At 69.5% G+C, this 21,148-nt stretch carries 18 protein-coding genes; 12 read left to right on the top strand and 6 right to left on the bottom strand.

Going from position 1 to position 21,148, the window contains the following annotated elements:
• The 6 genes from EDD30_RS19380 to pknB all read left to right on the top strand — a co-directional run bounded on the left by EDD30_RS19380 (window position 1) and on the right by pknB (window position 8,099).
• Entirely contained in the window at window positions 1-483 is a 483-nt protein-coding gene (locus tag EDD30_RS19380; protein ID WP_071804040.1) for an FHA domain-containing protein FhaB/FipA, read from the top strand.
• Window positions 480-1,901 (top strand): PP2C family protein-serine/threonine phosphatase, encoded by a 1,422-nt coding sequence (locus tag EDD30_RS19375; protein WP_071804042.1) that lies wholly within the window; start codon window positions 480-482, stop codon window positions 1,899-1,901. The genes EDD30_RS19380 and EDD30_RS19375 overlap by 4 nt, the downstream gene beginning before the upstream one ends.
• Before the next feature lie 82 nt (window positions 1,902-1,983).
• Window positions 1,984-3,441: an FtsW/RodA/SpoVE family cell cycle protein gene (locus EDD30_RS19370; protein ID WP_123678363.1), complete on the top strand. Its 1,458-nt coding sequence runs from the start codon at window positions 1,984-1,986 to the stop codon at window positions 3,439-3,441.
• Window positions 3,438-4,940: a peptidoglycan D,D-transpeptidase FtsI family protein gene (locus EDD30_RS19365; protein WP_071804046.1), complete on the top strand. Its 1,503-nt coding sequence runs from the start codon at window positions 3,438-3,440 to the stop codon at window positions 4,938-4,940. Before EDD30_RS19370 ends, EDD30_RS19365 begins: the two co-directional genes overlap by 4 nt.
• Before the next feature lies 1 nt (window position 4,941).
• Window positions 4,942-6,297, top strand: a complete 1,356-nt coding sequence (locus EDD30_RS19360) for a serine/threonine-protein kinase (RefSeq protein ID WP_071804048.1) — start codon at window positions 4,942-4,944, stop codon at window positions 6,295-6,297.
• Window positions 6,294-8,099: a Stk1 family PASTA domain-containing Ser/Thr kinase gene (gene pknB / locus EDD30_RS19355; protein WP_071804050.1), complete on the top strand. Its 1,806-nt coding sequence runs from the start codon at window positions 6,294-6,296 to the stop codon at window positions 8,097-8,099. Before EDD30_RS19360 ends, pknB begins: the two co-directional genes overlap by 4 nt.
• 29 nt (window positions 8,100-8,128) lie before the next feature.
• Here pknB and EDD30_RS19350 read toward each other — a convergent pair whose 3' ends face one another.
• Genes EDD30_RS19350 through EDD30_RS19335 form a run of 4 tightly spaced genes read right to left on the bottom strand, consistent with a single transcriptional unit; the run spans window position 8,129 to window position 11,247 of the window.
• The gene (locus EDD30_RS19350; RefSeq protein WP_071804067.1) at window positions 8,129-8,779 is read right to left on the bottom strand and encodes an aminodeoxychorismate/anthranilate synthase component II; all 651 of its coding nucleotides are present in this window, start codon (window positions 8,777-8,779) and stop codon (window positions 8,129-8,131) included.
• Between the two features lie 9 nt (window positions 8,780-8,788).
• Window positions 8,789-9,049 carry a hypothetical protein gene (locus EDD30_RS19345; RefSeq protein ID WP_071804052.1) on the bottom strand — a complete coding sequence of 87 codons (261 nt, stop codon included), beginning with the start codon at window positions 9,047-9,049 and terminating at the stop codon, window positions 8,789-8,791.
• Between the two features lie 9 nt (window positions 9,050-9,058).
• Complete coding sequence (locus EDD30_RS19340; protein WP_123678362.1) at window positions 9,059-10,438, bottom strand: class E sortase; 1,380 nt, start codon at window positions 10,436-10,438, stop codon at window positions 9,059-9,061.
• Window positions 10,438-11,247 carry a DUF881 domain-containing protein gene (locus EDD30_RS19335; RefSeq protein WP_071805040.1) on the bottom strand — a complete coding sequence of 270 codons (810 nt, stop codon included), beginning with the start codon at window positions 11,245-11,247 and terminating at the stop codon, window positions 10,438-10,440. Before EDD30_RS19335 ends, EDD30_RS19340 begins: the two co-directional genes overlap by 1 nt.
• Window positions 11,248-11,415: 168 nt before the next feature.
• On the opposite strand from EDD30_RS19335, the gene EDD30_RS19330 reads away from it, so the two are divergent.
• The 5 genes from EDD30_RS19330 (at window position 11,416) to EDD30_RS19310 (ending at window position 17,583) form a co-directional block, all read left to right on the top strand.
• On the top strand, window positions 11,416-11,679 hold the full coding sequence (locus EDD30_RS19330) for a cell division protein CrgA (RefSeq protein ID WP_071805039.1): 264 nt from the start codon (window positions 11,416-11,418) through the stop codon (window positions 11,677-11,679).
• A gap of 195 nt (window positions 11,680-11,874) precedes the next feature.
• Window positions 11,875-14,022 (top strand): (Fe-S)-binding protein, encoded by a 2,148-nt coding sequence (locus EDD30_RS19325; RefSeq protein ID WP_071805038.1) that lies wholly within the window; start codon window positions 11,875-11,877, stop codon window positions 14,020-14,022.
• A 213-nt stretch (window positions 14,023-14,235) separates the two neighbouring features.
• Window positions 14,236-15,570 carry a hemolysin family protein gene (locus tag EDD30_RS19320; RefSeq protein ID WP_071805037.1) on the top strand — a complete coding sequence of 445 codons (1,335 nt, stop codon included), beginning with the start codon at window positions 14,236-14,238 and terminating at the stop codon, window positions 15,568-15,570.
• Window positions 15,563-16,585, top strand: coding sequence for a hemolysin family protein (locus tag EDD30_RS19315; protein ID WP_071805036.1), 1,023 nt, complete (start codon window positions 15,563-15,565; stop codon window positions 16,583-16,585). The genes EDD30_RS19320 and EDD30_RS19315 overlap by 8 nt, the downstream gene beginning before the upstream one ends.
• A 137-nt stretch (window positions 16,586-16,722) precedes the next feature.
• Complete coding sequence (locus EDD30_RS19310; protein ID WP_071805035.1) at window positions 16,723-17,583, top strand: LamG-like jellyroll fold domain-containing protein; 861 nt, start codon at window positions 16,723-16,725, stop codon at window positions 17,581-17,583.
• Window positions 17,584-17,644: 61 nt separating this feature from the next.
• Here the strand turns inward: EDD30_RS19310 and EDD30_RS19305 are convergent, their stop codons facing one another.
• Window positions 17,645-18,382 carry a hypothetical protein gene (locus EDD30_RS19305; protein WP_071805034.1) on the bottom strand — a complete coding sequence of 246 codons (738 nt, stop codon included), beginning with the start codon at window positions 18,380-18,382 and terminating at the stop codon, window positions 17,645-17,647.
• A 379-nt stretch (window positions 18,383-18,761) separates the two neighbouring features.
• Between EDD30_RS19305 and EDD30_RS19300 the strand changes: the two genes are divergently transcribed.
• Window positions 18,762-19,739, top strand: a complete 978-nt coding sequence (locus tag EDD30_RS19300; RefSeq protein ID WP_071805033.1) for an aldo/keto reductase — start codon at window positions 18,762-18,764, stop codon at window positions 19,737-19,739.
• Here the strand turns inward: EDD30_RS19300 and EDD30_RS19295 are convergent.
• A complete protein-coding gene (locus EDD30_RS19295) occupies window positions 19,729-21,021 on the bottom strand; it encodes a polysaccharide deacetylase family protein (protein ID WP_071805032.1) in 1,293 nt (430 codons plus the stop codon). The genes EDD30_RS19300 and EDD30_RS19295 overlap by 11 nt on opposite strands.
• Window positions 21,022-21,148 lie beyond the last annotated feature (127 nt).

The following is a 21,148-nucleotide window of genomic DNA, read 5'->3' as shown; positions in this document are numbered from 1 at the left end:
TTGCCCGAATTCGTCCTCACCGTCGCCCGTTTCGGGTTCCTCATCCTGCTGTGGATCTTCGTGTTCACGGTGGTCGGGGTCATCCGGAAGGACCTTTTCGCCGGTGTCCGGTCCAAGAGCATCGTCGCCTCGCCCCGCGGGGTCGGCGGGGTGATGAGTCCTGGCCGGCCGGCGAAGGCGAAGCGGGGCAAGGCGGCGCGGCAGCTTGTCGTGACCGCCGGGCAGTTGGCCGGCACACGGATCACGCTCGGTGAGGCACAGATCACGATAGGGCGCGCCGAGGACTCGACGCTCGTCATCACCGACGACTTCGCGTCCGCCCGCCACGCCCGGCTCGTACCCCGTGACGGACAGTGGTTCGTCGAGGATCTCGGCTCGACGAACGGGACCTATCTCGATCGGGGTAAGGTCTCCGGACCTACTCCCGTCCCCCTTGGCGTGCCGATCCGGATCGGCCGCACTTCTCTCGAGTTACGGCCATGACCCTGACCCTGCGCTACGCCGCCCAGAGTGACCGCGGTCTGATCCGAGACGGAAACCAGGATTCCGTCTACGCCGGACCGCGGCTGCTCGCCGTCGCCGACGGCATGGGCGGCATGGCCGCCGGTGACGTCGCGAGCAACATCGTCATCGCCGCCATGGCCCCGCTGGATGAGGACGTGCCGGGCGATGCCCTCGTCGACGCCCTGCGCCACGCGGTCGGTGCGGCCAACCAGCAGCTCCGGGACACCGTCGACGCCAATCCCCACCTGGAGGGGATGGGCACGACGCTGACCGCCGTGTTGTTCTCCGGCAGCAAGATCGGCATGGTGCACATCGGGGACTCCCGTGCCTACATGCTGCGCCAGGGTGAGTTCTCACAGATCACCAAGGACGACACGTACGTCCAGATGCTCGTGGACGAGGGCCGGATCAGCCCGGAGGAGGCGAGCAGCCACCCGCAACGCTCCCTGCTCACCCGGGCTCTCGACGGCCGCGACATCGACCCGGAGTATTCGGTCCGCCAGGTGCTCAAGGGCGACCGCTACCTGATCTGCAGCGACGGTCTTTCCGGCGTGGTCAGCGCGGAGACGATCGGCGAGAGCATGCGGGACATCGCGGATCCGCAGGTCTGCGTGGAGCGTCTGGTGCAGCTCGCGCTGCGCGGCGGCGGCCCCGACAACATCACCGTCGTGGTCGCCGACGCGACCGACGCGGACATCGTCGAGCAGGCGCCCATCGTCGGTGGCGCGGCCGCCCGGGACCGTGGCAACGCGACCGTGGCCGACAGTTCCAGCGCGGCGGCGCGTGCGGCCGCGCTGCAGTCGCCGCCCCGGCCGGCGCAGCCCGAGAACGCGGCGTACGAGCGAGACGAGCCGGAGCCGCCCAAACGGCACCCCGTCCGCACGGCCGTCGTCGTCCTGCTGCTCCTCGCCTTCCTGGGCGGCGGCCTCTGGACAGGCTGGAAGTACACCCAGGAGCAGTACTACGTCGGCGCCACGGACGAGGGACAGCTCGCGATCTTCCAGGGCGTGCCCGGACAGATCGCAGGCCTCGACCTCTCCAGTGTCCACGAGACCAGCACCGCCCGCCTGGACGACCTCACCACGGTCGCGCAGGACCGGGTCAAGCAGGGCATCCACGCCGACAGCAAGCCCGACGCCCAGCGCCGGCTGCTCGAGCTGACCAGCGAGGACGCGTCCAACCCGAACCTCAAACCGGTGTGCGCGCCGAGCACTGCACCGCCCACGCTCACTCCGACGGCGAACCCTCCGGTTCCGTCCGCCAAACCCTCGGCTCCCGTCCGTGGCACCACCCCGTCGGTACCCGCTCTCGCGCCTGCCACCACGCCGGACGCCCAGCCCTCGGCCTCGACCCAACCGGTCACCAGCGACCCGGTCGGGTGCCGGCCCGTGGACTGAGCGACCCGCCCGACCGAAGTCTGGGGATCACCTCTTGACCGCGCCCGCCCTCCCGGCTCCCACACCCGCACCCACGGGTGAGATGCCGCGCATCCCGGGCTCGAGCACGAGGCGCAACGCGGAGCTCGGTCTGCTGCTGTTCGCGATGGTGATCGTGGCGATCTTCGCCGCCACCGTCGAGGCCAGTCAGCTCGACACGCTCACCTCCTCATTCTGGGTGCCGCCCGCGCTGCTCGGGATCCTTTTCGTCGGGTTGCACTTCGTCGTGCGCTTCACCGCGGCGCACGCGGACCCGATCCTGATCCCGACGGTGGCGCTGATCAACGGCCTGGGCGTCGCGTTCCTGCGCCGGCTCGACCTGGGCCGGGCGATCGTCCTGAAGGAGCCGATCCCGGGCGTCTTCGGCGGCACCGGCGGCAAGCAGCTCATGTGGACGCTGCTGGCGCTGATCCTGGCCTCGGTGCTGCTGCTCGTCGTCCGCGATCACAAGGTCGTCTCGCGGTACGCGTACACGTTGGGCCTGATCGGTATCGTCCTGGTGATGCTGCCGGCGGTCCTGCCGGCGTCCATCTCCGAGATCAACGGCGCCCGCCTCTGGATCAAGGTGGGCGGCGTCTCGATCCAGCCGGGTGAGTTCGCCAAGCTGGCGCTGGTCTCCTTCTTCGCCTACTACCTGGTCCGCAAGCGCGAGGTGCTCTCGCTGGCCAGCCGCCGGTTCCTCGGCATCGACTTCCCCCGCGGCCGCGACCTGGGCCCGGTCGTCACCGTCTGGCTGCTCTCGCTGCTGGTTCTCGTCTTCGAGAAGGACCTCGGCACGGCGCTGCTGTACTTCGGGCTGTTCGTGGTGACCCTCTACGTCGCCACCGAGCGCGCGAGCTGGCTGATCATCGGCCTGGTGATGTTCTTCGGCGGCGTCTACGTGGCGTACCTGCTGGGTGCGTCGGTGGGCGGGCCCTTCGCCAACTTCTACGACCGGGCGTCGGTGTGGCTCGACCCGTTCAACTCGGAGTTCTACTACCGCGAGTTCGGCAGCAGCTTCCAGCTCGTCCAGGGGCTGCTCGGCCTCGGCACGGGTGGGATGTTCGGCACCGGCCCGGGCTCCGGGTCGCCGCTCCTGGTCCCCGAGGTGCGCACCGACTTCATCTTCGCCGGCATGGGCGAGGAGATCGGCCTCTTCGGCCTCTCCGCCCTGCTCATCTGCTACCTGCTGATCGTCGAGCGCGGCCTGCGCGCGGCTCTGGGCGTACGCGACTCGTTCGGCAAGCTGGTGGCCGGCGGCCTGGCGTTCACGCTCGGGTTGCAGGTCTTCGTCATCCTGGGTGGTATCACCGGTTTGATCCCGCTGACCGGTCAGACCACGCCGTTCCTGTCCGCCGGAGGCTCGTCGCTGATGGCGAACTGGCTGCTCGTCGCGATGCTGCTGCGGATCTCGGACGCCGCCCGCAGGCCCGCGACGGGTGGACCCGCGGCGCAGCCCACCGGGCCGAAGCAACCGCCCGTCCAGTTGCACGGCGCCATGACGGAGGTGATCAAGCCGTGAACGCACCCCTGCGCAAGGCCGGCGTGGTCATCCTCGTCCTCTTCGGTCTGCTCTTCGCCAACCTCAACTGGGTCCAGGCCTACAAGGCGGACGACTACCGCACCAGCGACTACAACGGCCGCGTGCAGGTCGCCGAGTACGAGGTGCCGCGCGGGGTGATCGAGGCCGGCAAGCAGCCGCTGGCCCAGAGCAAGGCCACCGACGGCGCCCTCAAGTACCTGCGGGTGTACCCGGAGAAGGAGTTGTACGCGCCGGTCATCGGATACAAGCCGGTCAACATCGGCGAGGTCGGCATCGAGCGCAGCGAGAACGACTTCCTCTCCGGCGCCAGCGACAAGCTCCTCGCCGACCGGATCAGCGCCATGTTCACCGGCGAGCAGCCCGGCGGCGGCAACGTCGTGCTGTCGCTGATCCCGAAGGCGCAGGAAGTCGCCTGGAAGCAGCTCACCAAGAATAAGTCCGGGGCGACGAAGGGTTCCGCGGTCGCGATCGACCCGCGGACGGGCGCCATCCAGGCGATGGTGTCGATGCCGAGCTTCGATCCCAACCCGCTGGCCTCCCATGACAACAAGGCGGCGACGGCGGCCTACAACGAGCTCGACAAGGACAAGGACAAGCCGCTGCTCAACCGGGCGACGTCCGAGAACTATCCGCCCGGCTCGGTCATGAAGGTCATCATGGCGTCGCTGGCGCTGAAGAACGGCTACCAGCAGGACACCGCGATCCCGGCCAGCGCTTCCTACACCGCGCCGGGTGCGGGCAAGCCGATCAAGAACGCTGCGCCCAGCGTGTGTCCCGAAGCCCAGGTGACCCTCAAGCAGGCGCTCACCGAGAGCTGCAACACCGGCTTCGCCCGCCTCGGCGTCAAGCTCGGCGGGGACAAGGTCAAGCAGGAGGCCCAGGAGTGGGGCTTCGAGCAGGACGACCTGTCCATCGGCAACCTGAAGGGCGGCGGGCTGCCCGTGGCGGCCAGCCGCATGGGTGAGATGCAGAACCCGGACGGCAGCACCGACCAGGCGGCTCTCGCCCAGTCGTCGATCGGGCAGAACGAGGTCCGGATGACCAGCGTCCTGGGCGCGATGATGGCGGCCACCGTCGCCAACGGCGGCCAGCAGATGCGGCCGCACCTCGTGAAGCAGCTGCTGAGCGCCGACCGGCGGGCGATCTACAACGCCAACCCGGAGACACTGCGGACGCCGATCAGCGACGACGTCGCCAGCGACCTCAAGGACATGATGGTCAGCGTCGTCGAGAACGGCACCGGCACGCAGGCGAGGATCGACGGGTTCGAGGTCGGCGGCAAGACGGGTACGGCGGAGAACGGCGAGGGCGAGGACCCGCACGGCTGGTTCATCGGCTTCGCCTTCGACGACAAGGGTCAGCCGGTCTCCGCGGTCTGCGTCATGATGGAGCGGGTTCCCGCCGCCCACGGCAGCTCCGAGGCCGCCCGGATCGGCGGGCTCATCATGAAGGCCGCTGCCGGCGGGGGAGGGGACTGAGATGATCAGCCCTGGGGTGACCCTCGGTGGCCGGTACCGCCTGGACGAGCGGATCGCCGGCGGCGGCATGGGTGACGTGTGGCGTGGCACCGACGAGGTGCTCGGCCGTACGGTCGCCGTGAAGATCCTGCTGCCCGCCCTGCTGGACGAGCCCGGCTTCGCCGAGCGTTTCCGCGGCGAGGCCCGGACCATGGCCACCATCAACCACCCCGGCGTGGTGGACGTCTACGACTACGGCAGCGACCAGCAGCTCGCCTTCCTGGTGATGGAGTACGTCGAGGGCGACGCGCTGTCGCGGACCCTCAGCCGGGTGGGCCGCCTCACCCCGGCGCGCACCATGGCCCTCGTCGCCCAGGCGGCGGACGCGCTGCAGGCCGCGCACGCGAACGGGATCGTGCACCGCGACGTCAAGCCCGGAAACCTGCTGGTACGCCCGAACGGCACGCTGGTGCTCACCGACTTCGGCATCGCCCGATCGGCGCTCGTCGGGCAGCTCACCGTGGCCGGGTCGGTCCTGGGCACCGCCTCCTACATCTCTCCCGAGCAGGCCTCCGGCGCCGTCGCCACGGCGGCCTCCGACGTGTACGCGCTCGGCGTCGTCGCGTACCAGTGCCTCTCCGGGCACCGACCGTTCGACGGTGCGACGCCGATCGAGATCGCGATGAAGCACGTCCGGGACAACCCGCGGCCGTTGCCGGCCGACATCCCGCCCGCCGTACGCGCGATCGTCGACCGGGCGATGGCCAAGGATCCGGGCGCCCGCTGGCCCACGGCGTCCGCGATGGCCTCGGTGGCGCGGCAGGCGGCCTCCTCGTTGACCACTCAGGTGCATCAGCCGGCGGTCAACGGCTCCGCTCCGGTCAGCCGCCCGCTGTCGGGCGGGCCCGCGCCGAACCGGCCGCACTCCGGCGGTGCGGCGGTGCCCCACCGGCCGCATTCGGGCGCGCCGACTCCCGGCTCTCCCGCACATCCGAATTCCGGACAGGCGCGACCGCCGTATCCGCCCGTGCCCCGGCCGGTGTCGGGTGGGCAGGGCGCGCGGGGCGCGGCTTCCGTGCCGTCGGTGCAGCAGCCGTACCGGCACCCGTCGGCGCCGCCGATGCAGCATCCGCAGGCGACGCCCGGCAATCAGTCCGACAGTTCGGGCGGGCGGCAGGTCCTGATCGTGCTGGCGGTCGTTCTCGCCCTGCTGGTTCTGCTCTGCGCCGGGGTGATTTCCTTCCTGCTGAAGTCGGGGAACCCCACCGCTGCCGGCACCGTCGAACCATGTGCGGCGGCACCGTCGTACCGTCTTACGAAGCAGGTTTGTGTTCCGCACATTCCGAATCCCGCGACCGAAGGACGACAGACGCTATGACGGCGCAGGCCCGCCTGCTGGGTGGCAGGTATCAGGTCGGCGAGCTGCTCGGTTACGGCGGCATGGCCGAGGTGCATCGTGGCCGTGACCTCCGGCTCGGTCGTGACGTGGCGATCAAGATGCTGCGGTCCGACCTCGCCCGGGATGCCACCTTCCAGGAGCGGTTCCGGCGGGAGGCGCAGAATTCCGCGGCTCTGAACCACCCCGCGATCGTCGCGGTCTACGACACCGGCGAGGAGACGTCGTCCACCGGTGAGAAGCAGCCGTTCATCGTCATGGAGTTCGTCAACGGGCGCACCCTCAAGGAGGTGCTCGCGGCCGAGCAGCGGATCCAGCCGCGCCGCGCCCTCGAGATGATCGCCGACATCTGCGCCGCCCTGGAGTTCAGCCACCGGCACGGCATCATCCACCGCGACATCAAGCCCGGGAACGTGATGATCACGCAGAACGGGCAGGTCAAGGTCATGGACTTCGGCATCGCCCGGGCCCTGGCCAGCGGCGCCACCACCATGACGCAGACCAGCGCCGTCATCGGCACGGCCCAGTATCTCTCCCCGGAACAGGCCCGCGGCGAGTCCGTCGACGCCCGTTCCGACGTGTACGCGGCCGGCTGTGTCCTCTTCGAGCTCCTCGTCGGCCACCCGCCCTTCGTCGGCGACAGTCCGGTCAGCGTGGCGTACCAGCACGTCCGCGAGGACCCCAAGGCACCCAGCGACATCAACCGCGAGGTGTCCCCGGACATCGACGCGATCGTCCTGAAGGCGCTGGCCAAGAATCCGCTGAACCGCTACCAGAGCGCGCAGGAGATGCGCGCGGACGCGCTGCGCGCCGTCTCCGGCCGTCCCGTCATGGCGACCCCGGTGATGAACGAGGCCGAGACCATGGCGATGAGCGGCCCGATGGGCCAGGCGCCGACCGCGATGACCCGCCCGATCCCGGCCGCGGCGACCGGCCCCGGCGGCCCGCAGCCGCCGGAGCGCAAGACGTCGTCGTGGGTGATGGCGGTGCTGGCGGCCCTCGGCGTCCTCGCCGTGGTCGCCCTCGGCATCGGCCTCGCCATCTCCAACCGCGACAAGGAGTCGGACGCGCCGCCTCCGCAGGCGATCGTCCCGGCGGTGACCAAGATGTCGGAGGAGGACGCGAAGGTCGCGCTGAAGCAGGCGGGCTTCACGAACGTCGTCACCGGCACGCCGAAGACGACGAACGACTGCAAAGACACGGTCGTGGAGCAGATTCCACCGGCGAAAAGCTCGCTGAGGATCGATCAGCAGATCACCCTCATCATGTGCCAGAGTCCGAAGAAGGTCACCGTTCCGAGAAATCTGGTGGGAGGCCAGCAGGACGCCGCCGAGACGGCCCTGAGGAAAGAGGGGCTGGTGCCGGTCATCGAGTACTTCGACGACGATGCCCGCGAGGGAGCAGTGATCTTCGTCGAGTCCGAGGGCAAGGAAGTCAATCCCGGCACGAAGATCACGGTGCGGGTGTCCAAGGGCAACCTGGTCGAGGTCCCCGACGTGCTGGGTAAGGACGAGTCGGGGGCCAGGGCGCTTCTCGAGGACCGTGGTTTCACCAACATCAAGGTGGAACCGACGAACGAGGACGGTGCCGTGCCGGGCAAGGTGTTCAGGCAGACGCCGGCCGGCAAGGAGAAGCGGCCGACGTCGTCGGCGATCACTCTCTTCGTCGGTGCCCCGGACACGCCCGACCCGAGCGGCTCCCAGTCGCCCGACCCGGACGTCCCGCCCGGCGGCGGCGACGCCGGCGGCACCGGCACGGGCATCGGGGACATCATCGGCAACTAGGGAGTCTCTCGCGAGAGACTCCCTAGGGGTCAGGCCGTGGCGAAGGCGGACCGCCGGCGGGTCTCCACCTCGGCCGCCAGCTCGGGGGCCCGCAGCAGGGCCTCCGGGAGGCCGCACGCCGCCAGCCAGTTGGCCAGCATGGTGTGGCCGCCCTCGGTGAGCACCGACTCGGGGTGGAACTGGACGCCCTCGATCGGCAGCGAGCGGTGGCGCATCGCCATCACCACGCCGGACTCCGTCCAGCCGGTCGCCTCGAGCTCCTCGGGCAGGGTCTCCGGCACCACCGCCAGCGAGTGGTAGCGGGTCGCGGTGAACGGGTCGGGCAGTCCGGCCAGGACGCCCTCGCCCTTGTGCCGCACCGACGACGTCTTGCCGTGCAGCAGCTCGGGGGCGCGGGTCACCGTGGCGCCGAACGCGGCGCCGATCGCCTGGTGGCCGAGGCAGACGCCGAACATGGGCAGCTTGCCGGCGTACTCGCGGATCACGTCCATGGTGATCCCGGCTCGCTCGGGCGTGCCCGGGCCGGGGGAGAGCAGAATCCCCGCGGCGCCGAAGCCGCCGACCTCGGCGACCGAGATCTCGTCGTTGCGGCGCACCTCGCACTCGGCGCCGAGCTGGCCGAGATACTGCACCAGGTTGAAGACGAACGAGTCGTAGTTGTCGATCACCAGGATGCGCACGCGGGACACCTAACTCGCGGACGGTTCGGGATTGTTCGTGTGCAGGTCGTACGGGATCTCGTCCGGTCCGAGGTCGGCGCCGCCGCCGGGCACCGGACCCTGCTGCTCCGTGCCGGTGCCGACCTGCACGTCGTCGAAGGGCAGCAGCGGCGTCGCCCACGGGAAGACGACGTACCAGAGCAGCGCGCCGGCGGTCAGGGCCAGCACGAGCGAGCCGGTCAGCTTGCCCCACAGGCCGAAGGGGAGTTTGCGCCAGATCCAGGCGTACACGGGCCCTCCCTACGCCTTCATCTCGGCGGGCTTGCCGGCGTCGGGCAGCGTGGGATCCCGCTTCAGGCTGTCCACCAGCTCCGCGTGCACGATGAGCCGCTCATAGTTGTTGTACTTCGGGTTGCACGTGGTGAGCGTCAGCATCGCCTTGGTGGCCTTCTTGCCGGGCTGGCCGGGCACCGGCGCGACCACCTCGACCTGGTTCGGTTTGACGACCTCGCTGGCGGTGACCTTGTAGACGTACCAGTTGTTGCGGGTCTCGACGCCGATCACGTCGCCGGTCTTGAGCTCGTCCAGGCGCCAGAAGATCTTGCGGATGCGGTGCCCGGCGACCGAGAAGTTGCCGATCCTGCCGGGCTGGGCCGTGTCCGGGTAGTGGCCGGGCGCGTACCGGATGTCCTGCGGGCGTACGCCGTCGACGACGACCCACTTCATGTCGAACTTGGGAATGTAGAGACGTCCCACCAGGCCCTTGCCCGGTGCCGCGGGAGCCTTCGCGGTCGGCCCGGCGCTCGGCGCCACCGTGGGGTCGTTCCACTGCTCGTCGAGCTGGGTGGCGAGGGTGTCCTGCTCGTTCTCGACCTTGGCGGAGTTGCCGAACACCTCGTAGCCGGCGAAAAGCAGCACGACCAGGCCGAAAGTGATCATCAGCTCGCCGGTGACGCGGATGCCGGTCCGGATCCGCGAGCCGAGCGTGGGCCGGGTCAGCTCGGAATACACGCTCTTGTAGCCGTCACCTGTCTGTTCGGGCCGCAGCTTGACGACTCGCTCGCCACGCTTCGGCTGGGCCTCCTCGGCCGCCGTCGCGGCTTGGGGTGTTTTCACGGGTACGGAGGAGGGCAAGCGGGCAGCCACGTCGGGGGCCCGGAGCACCGCGGTCGCGGCGGGATCCTGCGCGCCGCCGCTGAAGCCCTGCGCGCCCGTGGAAGTGACGCCCTGGGCGCCTGCGGCGGTGATGCCCTGGACGACGCCGTTCGCCTGGGCGGGCACCCGCCGCTGCCGGCCGTCGTTCCGGTCGTCCGCCGGTCGCTGCGGGGCCTCGTTGCGCGGCCGGGGGGCGGCATCGCCCGGATCGTCATGGCGTCTCGGCCGGACGACAGCCTCCTGCCGAGCGCCGGCGCTCGGTGCCGCATCCGCCTCGGGGACTCCGCGCCGGCGGTTTGCGCCTACCGAAGGTGTCGTGGCCCGGGCCGCGGCCCGGGCCACGACCGGGTCGGTGTGGGGAACGGCCGGACCGCCCAGTCCGATCGGTGGCTCCAGCGGACCTCCCGGCACGCCGTCCGGGGACGCGTCCGTGATGCGGGGGATGAACGCCGTCTGTGCGTCGCCGTCCGGTGCGCGGTGCCGACCCGAGTTCGCCCAGCTCTCGGGGGTATCCGGCGGCACCATCACTCGATGACCTCGGCGGATCGGAGGTCACTCGACCCGTCGTAAGCCCCCACAGTCACGTTCCTCTCGACGGTTTCCGTGTAGCCGAGGCCGAAGTCGGCGACGGCGTCGCGGAATTGCTGGACTCCCTCTGCGGACTCCAACGCCCGACGCAGCGCCGTGGGTTCGCCGATTGCCGTGATCTTGAAGGGCGGCGAGAAGACCTGGCCGTGTAGTAGCAGCGTGTTGCCCACACAGCGTACCGCGCTTGTGGAGATGACGCGGACATCCATGATTGACATTGCCTCGGCCCCACCAGCCCAGAGGGCGTTCACCACCGCCTGGACGTCACCCTGGTGGACGACCAGATCGTCGTTCTGCGGTGCGTTCGTGCCGCCGTCGGTGGTACGCCGGGAGGAGTCGTTGAGCGTCACCGTGACGCCGGGACCGCGCAGTCCGGTGAACCCCGCCGGTTCCCGCATGCCGTCGGCGCGCTGGCGGGCCTCCTTCACCGGCTCGTCGACGTCGGCGAGCCGGGCGGCGTCCTCGTCGACCGCCGCGCGCAGCGTCCCGGCCTGCCGCTCGCGGGCCTCCAGGCGTACCCGCTTGTCCGCGATGAGCTGGGCGAGCTGCGGCCGGCGATCGTCGCGCAGGGCCGTTCCGTCGGCGGTGGTGGCGGAGGTGGTGAAGAGCAGACCCGCCGCGAGCGCGATCAGCGGGACGCCCACCGACCAGCCGCGTTGCCGCTGACCCCGCCGTCGCGGCCGAAGTCCGCCGAGGGCTCGGCGCAGGACAAGTCGCCACGAGGGCGTCCCCGTGGTGTACTCCACGTCGGTCTTCCTCTCGTGCTGGTCCGAAAAACCCACCGGCGGGTGCTTGCGTGCGCGCCGGCTTGACTACGCTAGCTGTCGAACAGTATTCGCCACGGGCAGCGTTCGGGGTCCCCGGAGCCGCTCAGGGGTGGGTTGTTCACCACTTGTCGCCCTCAGGAGAGCGCCGTGCCGAAGTCACAGGTTCGCAAGAAGAAGGTCTACACGCCGCCGACGGATGTCCGTCCCGCAGTGGCGGCCGCGTCCAAGAAGCCGAGTCCGGTCTGGGTGCCTTTCTCGGCGGTCTTCTTGATCGTGTTCGGCATCGCCTGGTTGGTGGTCTACTACCTCTCGGAGCAGCAGTATCCGGTCGAGGCCTGGCGCTTCTGGAACCTGGCCATCGGCTTCGGTTGCATGGTCGCCTCTCTGGGAATCCTCTCTCGCTGGCGATAGCCACCGTAAAGTCTGCTTTGATCCGATCGCGCACCCCCAAGGCGAGTCCTGCCTGCGGGGTGCGCTTTCGGCTGAGGTGACGCCGGACAGTCGCCGGACGCCGGGTGAGACGAACTCAACCGTCATGCCCGCATGCAGATTGATTACCCGTGGGTAACATAGGTCGGCACCACCGACCGAGGAGGCACAAGGCAGATGGGCATCGCGCAGATCGTCGCCACCGTCCTGGCGGGCGCCGTTACCGTCGTGGCGGTCGCCCTGGCGGTGCGGGCGGTCATCTCCATGACCGCGGTGATCCGTCAGGGTCAGCCGGACCCGTCGCGTTTCGACAACAAGGGCACCCGGACCCGGACCATGCTCATCGAGACGCTGGGCCACACCCGGATGCTCAAGTGGGGCGTGGTCGGCGCGGCGCACTGGTTCGTGATGGTCTCCTTCATGATCCTGTTCCTGCTGGTGCTCGAGGCGTACTTCGAGATCGTGGATCCGGAGGGCGGCCTTCCCCTCGTCGGCCACTGGGTGGTCTACGGCCTGGTCACCGAGTGGATCGGCATCCTCGGCCTGGCCGGCATCCTGGTGCTGATCGTGATCCGCCAGCTCCACAAGCCCGGGCGCCGCAAGCTGTCGCGCTTCACCGGCTCCACGATGTGGCAGGCGTACTTCGTCGAGGCCGTCATCGTCGGCGTCCTGATCTGCGGCTTCCTGATCCGCGGCTTCAAGGTCGCCAACGACCACTTCGAGTACCCGGCCTGGGCCACCCCGCTCAGCCACGGCGTCGGCGCGCTGCTGCCCGCCGCGAAGGACGGCCCCACCTGGGTCGGCCTGGTCAAGGTCTGCATCTCCATGGGCTGGCTGATCACCATCGCCCTCAACGTGACGATGGGCGTCGCCTGGCACCGTTTCCTGGCCTTCTTCAACATCTTCTTCAAGCGCAGTCCGGAGAAGCCGGCCGGCTCCGGCCTCGGTGCGCTGAAGCCGATGATGAGCGACGGCAAGCCCCTCGACTTCGAGGAGGCGGACCCCGAGAAGGACCAGTTCGGCGTCGCCCAGGTCGAGCAGTTCACCTGGAAGGGCCTGCTGGACTTCTCCACGTGTACGGAGTGCGGCCGCTGCCAGTCGCAGTGCCCGGCCTGGAACACGGCGAAGCCGCTGTCGCCCAAGCTGCTGGTGCTGTCGCTGCGCGACCACGCGTACGCGAAGGCGCCCTATCTGCTCGCCGGCGGTGGCAAGGACCTGACGGGCGAGGAGAAGGGGACCGAGGAGCAGCTCAAGGGCGTCGACGTGCTGGCGCTCGCTGAGGCCGACCGGCCGTTGATCGGCGGCGTCGACGAGAACGGCATCATCGACCCCGACGTGCTGTGGAGCTGCACCACCTGCGGTGCCTGCGTCGAGCAGTGCCCGGTGGACATCGAGCATGTCGACCACATCGTCGACATGCGCCGCTACCAGGTGCTGATCGAGTCGAACTTCCCGGCCGAGGCCGGCGTCATGCTGCGCAACCTGGAGAACAAGGGCAACCCCTGGGGCGCGCCGCAGAACACCCGCGAGGACTGGACCAAGGGCCTCGACTTCGAGATCAAGCGGGTCGGCGAGGCCGACTTCGAGTACCTGTTCTGGGTCGGTTGCGCCGGCGCCTTCGAGGACCGCGCCAAGAAGACGACCCGGGCGGTCGCCACGCTGCTGCACGAGGCCGGCGTCGACTTCGCCATCCTCGGCGAGGGCGAGACCTGCTCCGGCGACCCGGCCCGCCGCATCGGCAACGAGTTCATCTTCCAGATGCTGGCCCAGCAGAACGTGGAGACGCTGCAGGAGGCCGAGGTCAAGAAGATCGTCGCGACCTGCCCGCACTGCTTCAACACCCTCGGCAACGAGTACGAGCAGCTCGGCCTCAAGGTCGAGGTCGTGCACCACACCCAGTTGCTGGCCCACCTGGTCGCCGAGGGCAAGCTCACCCCGGTGCAGCCGGTGGACGGCGGGGTCACCTATCACGACCCCTGCTACCTGGGCCGGCACAACCGGGTCTTCGAGGCGCCCCGCGAGGTCCTCGGCAGCGCCATCGAGGGCGGCCTCACCGAGATGCCGCGCAACTCGGAACGCTCCTTCTGCTGCGGCGCCGGCGGCGCCCGCATGTGGATGGAGGAGAAGATCGGCAAGCGGATCAACGTGGAGCGCACCGAGGAGGCGCTGGCCACGGGCGCGAAGACCATCGCGGTCGGCTGCCCGTTCTGCTACACGATGATCGGCGACGGAGTCACCGGCAAGGGCGAGCAGGAGAACGTCGAGGTCGTCGACGTGGCCAGCGTGCTGCTGCGCAGCATCAAGGGCGACAAGGCGCAGGCTTAGGCCGACTCACGAGGATGCGAGGACGGCGGTCGTCGCCGCCATAGGGGACATGAGCGCCACGGCGGCTCCGGAGAGCCGTCGTCACGGCGGGCGAGCAACGCGAATTCCTCGGCGATGTTCATCCGTCCACGCCGACTCCGGCGCGCATCCGGGCACCGCGGACGCCGATGAGACGGGCGGTTCCGGCACAATGAGGGCCGAGGTGAACCGATCATGGACGGCCTGCTCCTGACCGCGGTGCTCCCGCTGGCTGCCTTCGCGCTGCTGACCGCAGGCAACGCGTTCTTCGTGGCCGCCGAGTTCGGGCTGGTCACCGTCGATCGGGTGGAGATCGACAAGCGCGCCGACGCGGGCGAACGCCGGGCCCGGACCGTACGCGACGCGCTGCACGAGCTCTCCTTCCAGCTCTCCGGCACGCAACTCGGCATCACGCTGACGGCCCTGCTGACCGGCTATCTCGCCGAGCCCGCGCTGTCCCGGCTCTTCACGCCGGCCATCGCGCCGATCGGCGGCCGGCACACCGACACCATCACCCACCTGCTCGCGCTGGTGCTGGCCACGCTGGTGTCGATGCTCTTCGGCGAGCTCGTACCGAAGAACGCCGCCCTGGCCCGCCCGATGAAGGTGGCACTGGCGACCGCGGCGCCGCTGCGTACCTTCTCGAAGCTCTTCAAATGGCTGATCAGCGCGCTGAACGGCTCCGCCAACTGGCTGGTCCGCCGCATGGGGATCGAGCCGCAGGAGGAGCTCGCCAGCGCCCGTTCCCCCGAGGAACTGGGGTTGCTCGCCGCGATCAGCGCCCGCGCGGGTGCCTTGCCGGACGAGACCGCGACGCTGCTGCGCCGCACCATCCGCTTCGGCGAGAAACGCGCGGCCAAGGCGATGACCCCGCGGGTCGACGTGGTCGGCCTCAAGACCACCGCGAGCGTCGCGGACCTCATCACGGTCGCGCGCGAGACCGGACACACCCGGTTCCCCGTGTACGAGTCGACGCTCGACCTCGTCATGGGCGTCGTCGGCGTGTCGGACGCGCTCGGGGTGGCGCCCGATCGCCGGGCTGCCACGCCGGTGTCGGCAGTGGCCCGCGAGCCGGTGTACGTCCCGGAGAGCCTCGGCCTGGACAAGGTCCTCGCGGCGCTGCGGGCCGCCGACGCGGACCTGGCGATCGTGGTCGACGAGTACGGCGGCACCGACGGCGTCGTCACCGTCGAGGACCTCATCGAGGAACTGGTCGGCGAGATCGCCGACGAGCATGACGTGGACGTGGTCGAGGCCGCCAGCGAGGAGCTGACCGCGCCCGACGGCGGACGGACGTTCCTCGTCGACGGCCTGCTGCGCGAGGACGAGCTCGCCGAGCAGACCGGCTTCCGGCTGCCCGAGGGACCGTACGAGACCCTCGCCGGCTTTCTGCTCGCACGCCTCGGTCACATCCCCAAGGCCGGCGAGTCGCTCGAGGAAGAGGGCTGGGAGTTCACCGTGATGCAGGTGGACCGGCACCGCATCGAACAGGTCCGCGTCGTCGCACCGCCGGAGCCCGCCGATGGCTGAGCTGCTGGTCACGGTGATACTGCTGCTGGGCAACGCGCTCTTCGTGGGCGGCGAGTTCGCGCTGATCGCGTCCCGGCGTACGGCCCTGGAGCCGCTCGCGGAGACGTCCCGCCCGGCGCGTTGGGCCCTGTCGGCGATGAACCAGATCCCGTTGATGATCGCGGGCGCGCAGCTCGGCATCACGATCTGCTCCCTGGGCCTCGGCGCGATCGCCGAGCCGGCGCTCGCGCACCTGATCGAGGGCCCGCTCACGACGGCGGGCCTGCCGGAGAAGGCGATCCACCCGGTCGCGTTCGTCCTGGCCCTCGGCGTCGTGGTCTTCCTGCACACCGTCGTCGGCGAGATGGTGCCCAAGAACATCACGCTGGCCGGCCCGGAGCGCTCGGCGCTGATCCTGGGCCCGTTCATGCTCGCCTTCTGTACGGCGACCCGCCCGGTCCTGACGGCGATGCGCTGGGCGTCGCGCATGGTGCTGGCCCTGTGGAAGATCGAGGCGACGGACGCGGTCAAGACGGTGTTCACCGCCGAGGAGCTCGCGGGCATGGTCACCCAGGCACGGTCGGAGGGGCTGCTCGGCACGGAACAGTACGAGCGCATCCACGCGGCGCTGGGCCTCAGCGAACGGACGGCGGCCGACACCCTGCGGCCGTGGTCCGGGGTGACGACGGTGGCGGACGACGCTTCGCCGGCCACGATCGAGGCCGTGGCGACCCGCAGCGGGCGGTCCCGGTTCCCGGTCGTGCAACGCGAGTCGAGGCGCGTGCTGGGCTTCGTACACGTCAAGGACGTCCTGGGTTACGCGGGCGCGCAGCGCCGCCTGCCCATCCCGGCGGAGATCATCCGGCCGTTGGCCGTGGTGCCGCCGGACCGCAACCTGGCCGATCTGCTGCTCACGATGCGCCGGGACCGGCGCCACATCGTGCTGGTCAGCGACGGCCGGCGCCCGCTAGGGGTGATCGCCCTGGACGACGTGCTGCACGCGGTGATCGGAGAAGCCGCGGCTCCGCGTGCCTGACCAACCGGGCAGGTGGTTGCGGGTGCAAGAAGTATTTGGGCCATTCGGCGGACCCTCTTTGGGGTGGTTTACGCCACTTTTGCGCCGCCCCGGAGTTTGAGACCACCACTTTTCCCCGAGTTTCGGACAATAACCGCATGTTCGACACTCGCCGGTCATGGATCAGCCCGCTCGGCGCGCTCACGGCCACCGCCGTCTTCGGCGCGGGCCTGCTGGCCGTCGCCCACTTCGCCCAGCGCAGCGACGCCGCCCCCCGGCTCACGCCACTGATCATGCCCCGCCCGTCGGGGGGCGTCCTGACGCCCGCCGCCTTCGGCTTTGCGGCACCCGCGCAGGCGGGAAAGATCGGCGTTGCGGCGACCCCGGTCACCATCCGCTACACCTTCGACGGCGGCGTCACGGCACCGATCACCGACGTACGCGGCGGCTTCGAACTGCGGCCCCTGGGCCAGAACGGCGGCACGCTCAGCCTCGTCCCGCAGGGCGCGGGCCTGGCGGTGCAATACCCGGATCGCTGCACCCTGCTGCGCGAGCGCGAATGCCCCCGGGCGATCCTCGAGGGCGTCCGCGACGACAGCCTCAACCCCGGCACCCGCCCGATGCGCTACGGCGCGTCGGTGCTGATGACCCACAGCGACCTCGCGGACGGCGCCAACGTCCTCCAGAAGGGGTACTCGGTCGGCGGCATCAGCCAGTTCAAGCTCCAGGTCGACCACCGGCAGGGCCACCCGAGCTGCGTGATCGCCGGCCGCAACCGCATCTACCGCGCGGAGCCCCTGATCGACGTGGCCGACGGCACCTGGCACCAGTTGGTCTGCACCCGTACGGCCGACCGCCTCGAACTCGCCGTCGACGGCGTACGTCGCGCATCGGTGCCCGTGCCGCCGCGCCTGTCGATCGCCAACGCCGAACCGCTGCGCGTGGGCGGCAAGGGCACCAACAACGGCAACGACCAGTACGCCGGCCAGATCGACAACGTCTTCCTGTCGATCGACTGACCCTGGCGCTCGTCACAGGACTCGCCCGGCCGCAGGGCCGGGCGAGGATCCGTCGGTGCCGTCAGGCGTTGGGGTTGAGCAGGACCCGGCCGAGCTGGTTGGAGCAGGTGCCCCACTTGTTGCTGTTCGTGATCTTCAAAACGTAGGCCCGCGCCGGGTCGAGACCGGTGAAGCTCTGCGTCCGGGGAGCGGTCCAGTTGCTCGAGGTGTACGTAGTCGTGGAGACGACCTTGTTGTCCGCGACCCGGACGAGCTCGGCCGTGCTGGTGAAGCTCATCTTGGGGTTGTCCTTGTCGTCCTGCGTCGCCCCGCCGGTCGGACCGCCCAGGTAGCCCTTCCACTGCGGCGGGGAGTAGGTGAAGGTCGCCTTGGTCGGGTCACTCGACCGCACCGCCTTCGCCTTGATCACCGCGGTGGGCGCCAGGGACTTCTCGATGATGTACCGGCTGGTCCCCTGCCCCTGCGCGTCCCGCGAGGCAACTGTGATCCGGTACCGCGAGCACTTGTTCGGCGTCGACACCGTCAACTGGTGCGTCCCGCCGGCGTTCAGCTTCTGGGTGGCCGCGACAACGTACAGCCGGGTGATAGTGCCATCGCTGACCGTCACCTGGTAGTTCGTGGCCCCGGCGACGGGCTTCCAGTAGACCAACGTCTCAGCGGCCTTCACGTGCGACCGCACATTCATCAGGCCCATCGGCGGACCCGGCACGTGCGTCGCCGCGGAAGCCGCTTGCGGAGCCACCAGGGTGGTGGCGACCATCGCCATACCCAGGACCGCGACCAGGCGTGCCAGCTTCATCTCTGTGTTCCTCCACCTTGCGTTCGTGACTCGAGAACCTTGACACCGCACCCTCAAGCCAGCCGCAAGACGACATGAGCGTTCCCGCAACCCCGCCGAGAGACTCCGCGGACATCAACTCTGAGTGACCGATCCCGGCCTCTTCGCAGTGGCGACTCGCATGATCACACTCAACAGAGCGTGAGGATCACTGAGTGTCACATCGAAGGGGCCGCAGCCGGCTCTGCATCCCGTGATCTGGCCGGGCCGGGGTATCCATAGGTAGCGGTCTCGGTTAGTGTCCCGGGTCGAGCAGTCTCGGCCATGCTGCGGAACGCGGAGGGGCACATTCATGGACGGGCTACCAGCATCCCGGCTCGGCCGACCGACCAGGCGCAGCGTGTTGGCCGCCGGCGTGGCCGGGGCGGGCGTGCTGCTCGTTGCGGGGGCCGCCGGACAGGGACAGGCCGCGCACGCCGCCTCGGCCCGCCGGAACCTCACCTTCAACACCCTCGGGCGTACCGGCGAGCGACTTCCGGCGATCGGGCTGGCCGCCACGGTGAACGTCGACAAGCACCCCGCGGCACAGCGGGCACATCTGCGGGACGTTCTGAAGGTGTACTGGGAGGCCGGCGGCCGGGTGGTCGACACCTCTCGGCTGAACGGCGACTCCGAACTCCTGTTCAGCGAGGTCGCCACCGATCTCGGCATCACCAGCGGCATGTTCTTGACCCATAACCTCCGGCCGGCCGCCGGAGACCTGAACGAGGGCCGCGTGTCGCGTCAGTTGCAGGCCTCCAAGGAACGGCTGCGCCGGAACCAGATCGACGTGCTCCAGGTGGGCGACCTGACCGACGCCGAGGCTGTGGTGCCGATGCTGGGCCGGTGGAAGAACGAAGGAAGGGTCCGTTACGTCGGCGTCAGTCACCGCGAGACCCAGTACTATCCGGCCATCGAAGTGCTGATGCGGAACTTCGAAGTCGACGTCGTCCAGGTTCGGTACTCGATCCTCACCCGGTCGGCCGAGGAGCACGTCCTGCCGCTCGCCGCGGAACGTGGCATCCCCGTCATCGCCACCATGCCGTTGGAGACGGGCCGCCTCCACAAGCTGGTCGAGGGCCGTCAGGTGCCGGGCTGGGCGAGCGACTTCGGCGCTACGACCTGGGCCCAGTTCTTCCTGAAGTACGTCCTGGCTCACCCGGCCGTCACGGTCGTCCTCCCGTCCACCGGCAACCCGGCACACGTGAAAGAGAACATGAAAGCCCTGCGAGGACCCCTTCCCGACGACGACCAGCGTGCGCGGATGGTGGAGCACCTCGCAGGGCTCGGCGGCTTCACTCAGCTCGAGGAAGACGCGGCGGGTTCCCTTACTGCATGACCTCGCCGACGGTCAGCACCGGCATGCCTCGGGAGTTGATGGCCCGCATGATTGCCGCGAAGTCGTCCTTGTGACATTCGGCGTCGTTCGTCGGGGTGGTGGTGACGACGCGGTGGAAGCACAGGATGAGCCAGCCGCCGGAGAGCTGCGCGCGGTCGAGCAATCCGCCCGGACCGGTCAGGTTGGCGGGGTTCGACTGGCCGGGGGCGATTGAACTGATCCCCGTGACGGACCGGAGCCGGTGCGGCATCGGCGGCGGCGTGGACTCGCGGTTGTCGGCGGAGATGATGGACCGGCCGGTGGAGAAGTAGCGCGCCACGATCTCCTCGACGCTCACCCCGTCCGTCGTCTTTCCGAACCGCCCGCCCGGGTAGGCGAACGAGTCACTGTGGAAACCGTTGTTGACCATCCACGCCCGGAGGTTTCCCGCGTCGGCGTCGACCTTGTCCGCGGTCACACCGTCGTACCGTGCCGCGTGCGCGGCGCCCTGGTAGGCATGTCCGGCGACCTCCCACCCGGACAGGTTCTGCGCCGCCTTCAACTGGGCCAGGTTGTACCGCCCGGCCGTACCGATCTGGTCGGCGATCGTGTACGTGGTCCCGCGGAACCCGTAGGTGTCCATCGCCGGGCGCGCGTTGTCGAAGACATCCGACCAGGAGTCGTCGAAGGTGATCGACACCAATCCCTTCGGATAGTCCACCGACGTGTCCTCGACGAGTTCGACCGACTGCAGCCGGACCGTGACGGGACCGGTGCCGGCGTCGAGCACCTGGAACCGGAGGTCGGTGAACCCGGTCCTCGTGGACGGGACACGGGCGGCCGAGAGAGACATGCTTCCGCCGGCGGAAAGGACGTCACCCCACTGCAGGGTGATCAGCACCCACTCGCCGGATTGCACCCAGTTCTGGGTATTCGTATGGGTGTGTACCCGCCACCGGAAGTAGTTGGCCAGGCCGGCCGTACCGACGTAGAAGTTGATGTGCCGCAGCTTGGAGACATCCGAGACCTTGAACATCAGGCGGATAGCCTTGCCGGTCAGGTTGAGCGCCTGGCCCCCGAACTTCTGGATGTTGGCCTGGTCCACCGTCGCCCCGTTGGCGGTGGCACGCCCGGCCGTGGTGACCGAGACCGACTGCGTGCCCCGCACGAACTCGGTGGCGTCATTGAGGTTCGACGACCCCACGTTGCCGCCCGTGACGCTCCAGTCATGACCGGTCTGGAAATTCTGCGTCCACTTTGCCGGAGCCCACTTAGGGACCGATCGCGGTGCGATGATCGGCATTGAGAACAGTCCTCCACGCTCGGTTGATCCGCGGACGCCATCGACACACGTCCGACAAACGGCGTCACGCTACCCGACGATCTTGCCGATCGACACAGCCGAACGCGCCCCGAACCATCCCACCATC

The sequence above is a fragment of the Couchioplanes caeruleus genome, assembly GCF_003751945.1.
GTDB classification, from domain to species: domain Bacteria; phylum Actinomycetota; class Actinomycetes; order Mycobacteriales; family Micromonosporaceae; genus Actinoplanes; species Actinoplanes caeruleus.
This window is presented reverse-complemented; position numbering and strand designations above follow the sequence as displayed.

What these genes read in the sequence shown, in the direction of transcription:
- EDD30_RS19375 (WP_071804042.1), top strand. Translation starts at nt 480, where the DNA reads ATGACCCTGACCCTGCGCTACGCCGCCCAGAGTGACCGCGGTCTGATC.
- EDD30_RS19370 (WP_123678363.1), top strand. Translation starts at nt 1,984, where the DNA reads ATGCCGCGCATCCCGGGCTCGAGCACGAGGCGCAACGCGGAGCTCGGT.
- EDD30_RS19360 (WP_071804048.1), top strand. Translation starts at nt 4,942, where the DNA reads ATGATCAGCCCTGGGGTGACCCTCGGTGGCCGGTACCGCCTGGACGAG.
- pknB (WP_071804050.1), top strand. Translation starts at nt 6,294, where the DNA reads ATGACGGCGCAGGCCCGCCTGCTGGGTGGCAGGTATCAGGTCGGCGAG.
- EDD30_RS19340 (WP_123678362.1), bottom strand. Translation starts at nt 10,438, where the DNA reads ATGGTGCCGCCGGATACCCCCGAGAGCTGGGCGAACTCGGGTCGGCAC.
- EDD30_RS19325 (WP_071805038.1), top strand. Translation starts at nt 11,875, where the DNA reads ATGGGCATCGCGCAGATCGTCGCCACCGTCCTGGCGGGCGCCGTTACC.
- EDD30_RS19320 (WP_071805037.1), top strand. Translation starts at nt 14,236, where the DNA reads ATGGACGGCCTGCTCCTGACCGCGGTGCTCCCGCTGGCTGCCTTCGCG.
- EDD30_RS19315 (WP_071805036.1), top strand. Translation starts at nt 15,563, where the DNA reads ATGGCTGAGCTGCTGGTCACGGTGATACTGCTGCTGGGCAACGCGCTC.
- EDD30_RS19310 (WP_071805035.1), top strand. Translation starts at nt 16,723, where the DNA reads ATGTTCGACACTCGCCGGTCATGGATCAGCCCGCTCGGCGCGCTCACG.
- EDD30_RS19305 (WP_071805034.1), bottom strand. Translation starts at nt 18,382, where the DNA reads ATGAAGCTGGCACGCCTGGTCGCGGTCCTGGGTATGGCGATGGTCGCC.
- EDD30_RS19295 (WP_071805032.1), bottom strand. Translation starts at nt 21,021, where the DNA reads ATGCCGATCATCGCACCGCGATCGGTCCCTAAGTGGGCTCCGGCAAAG.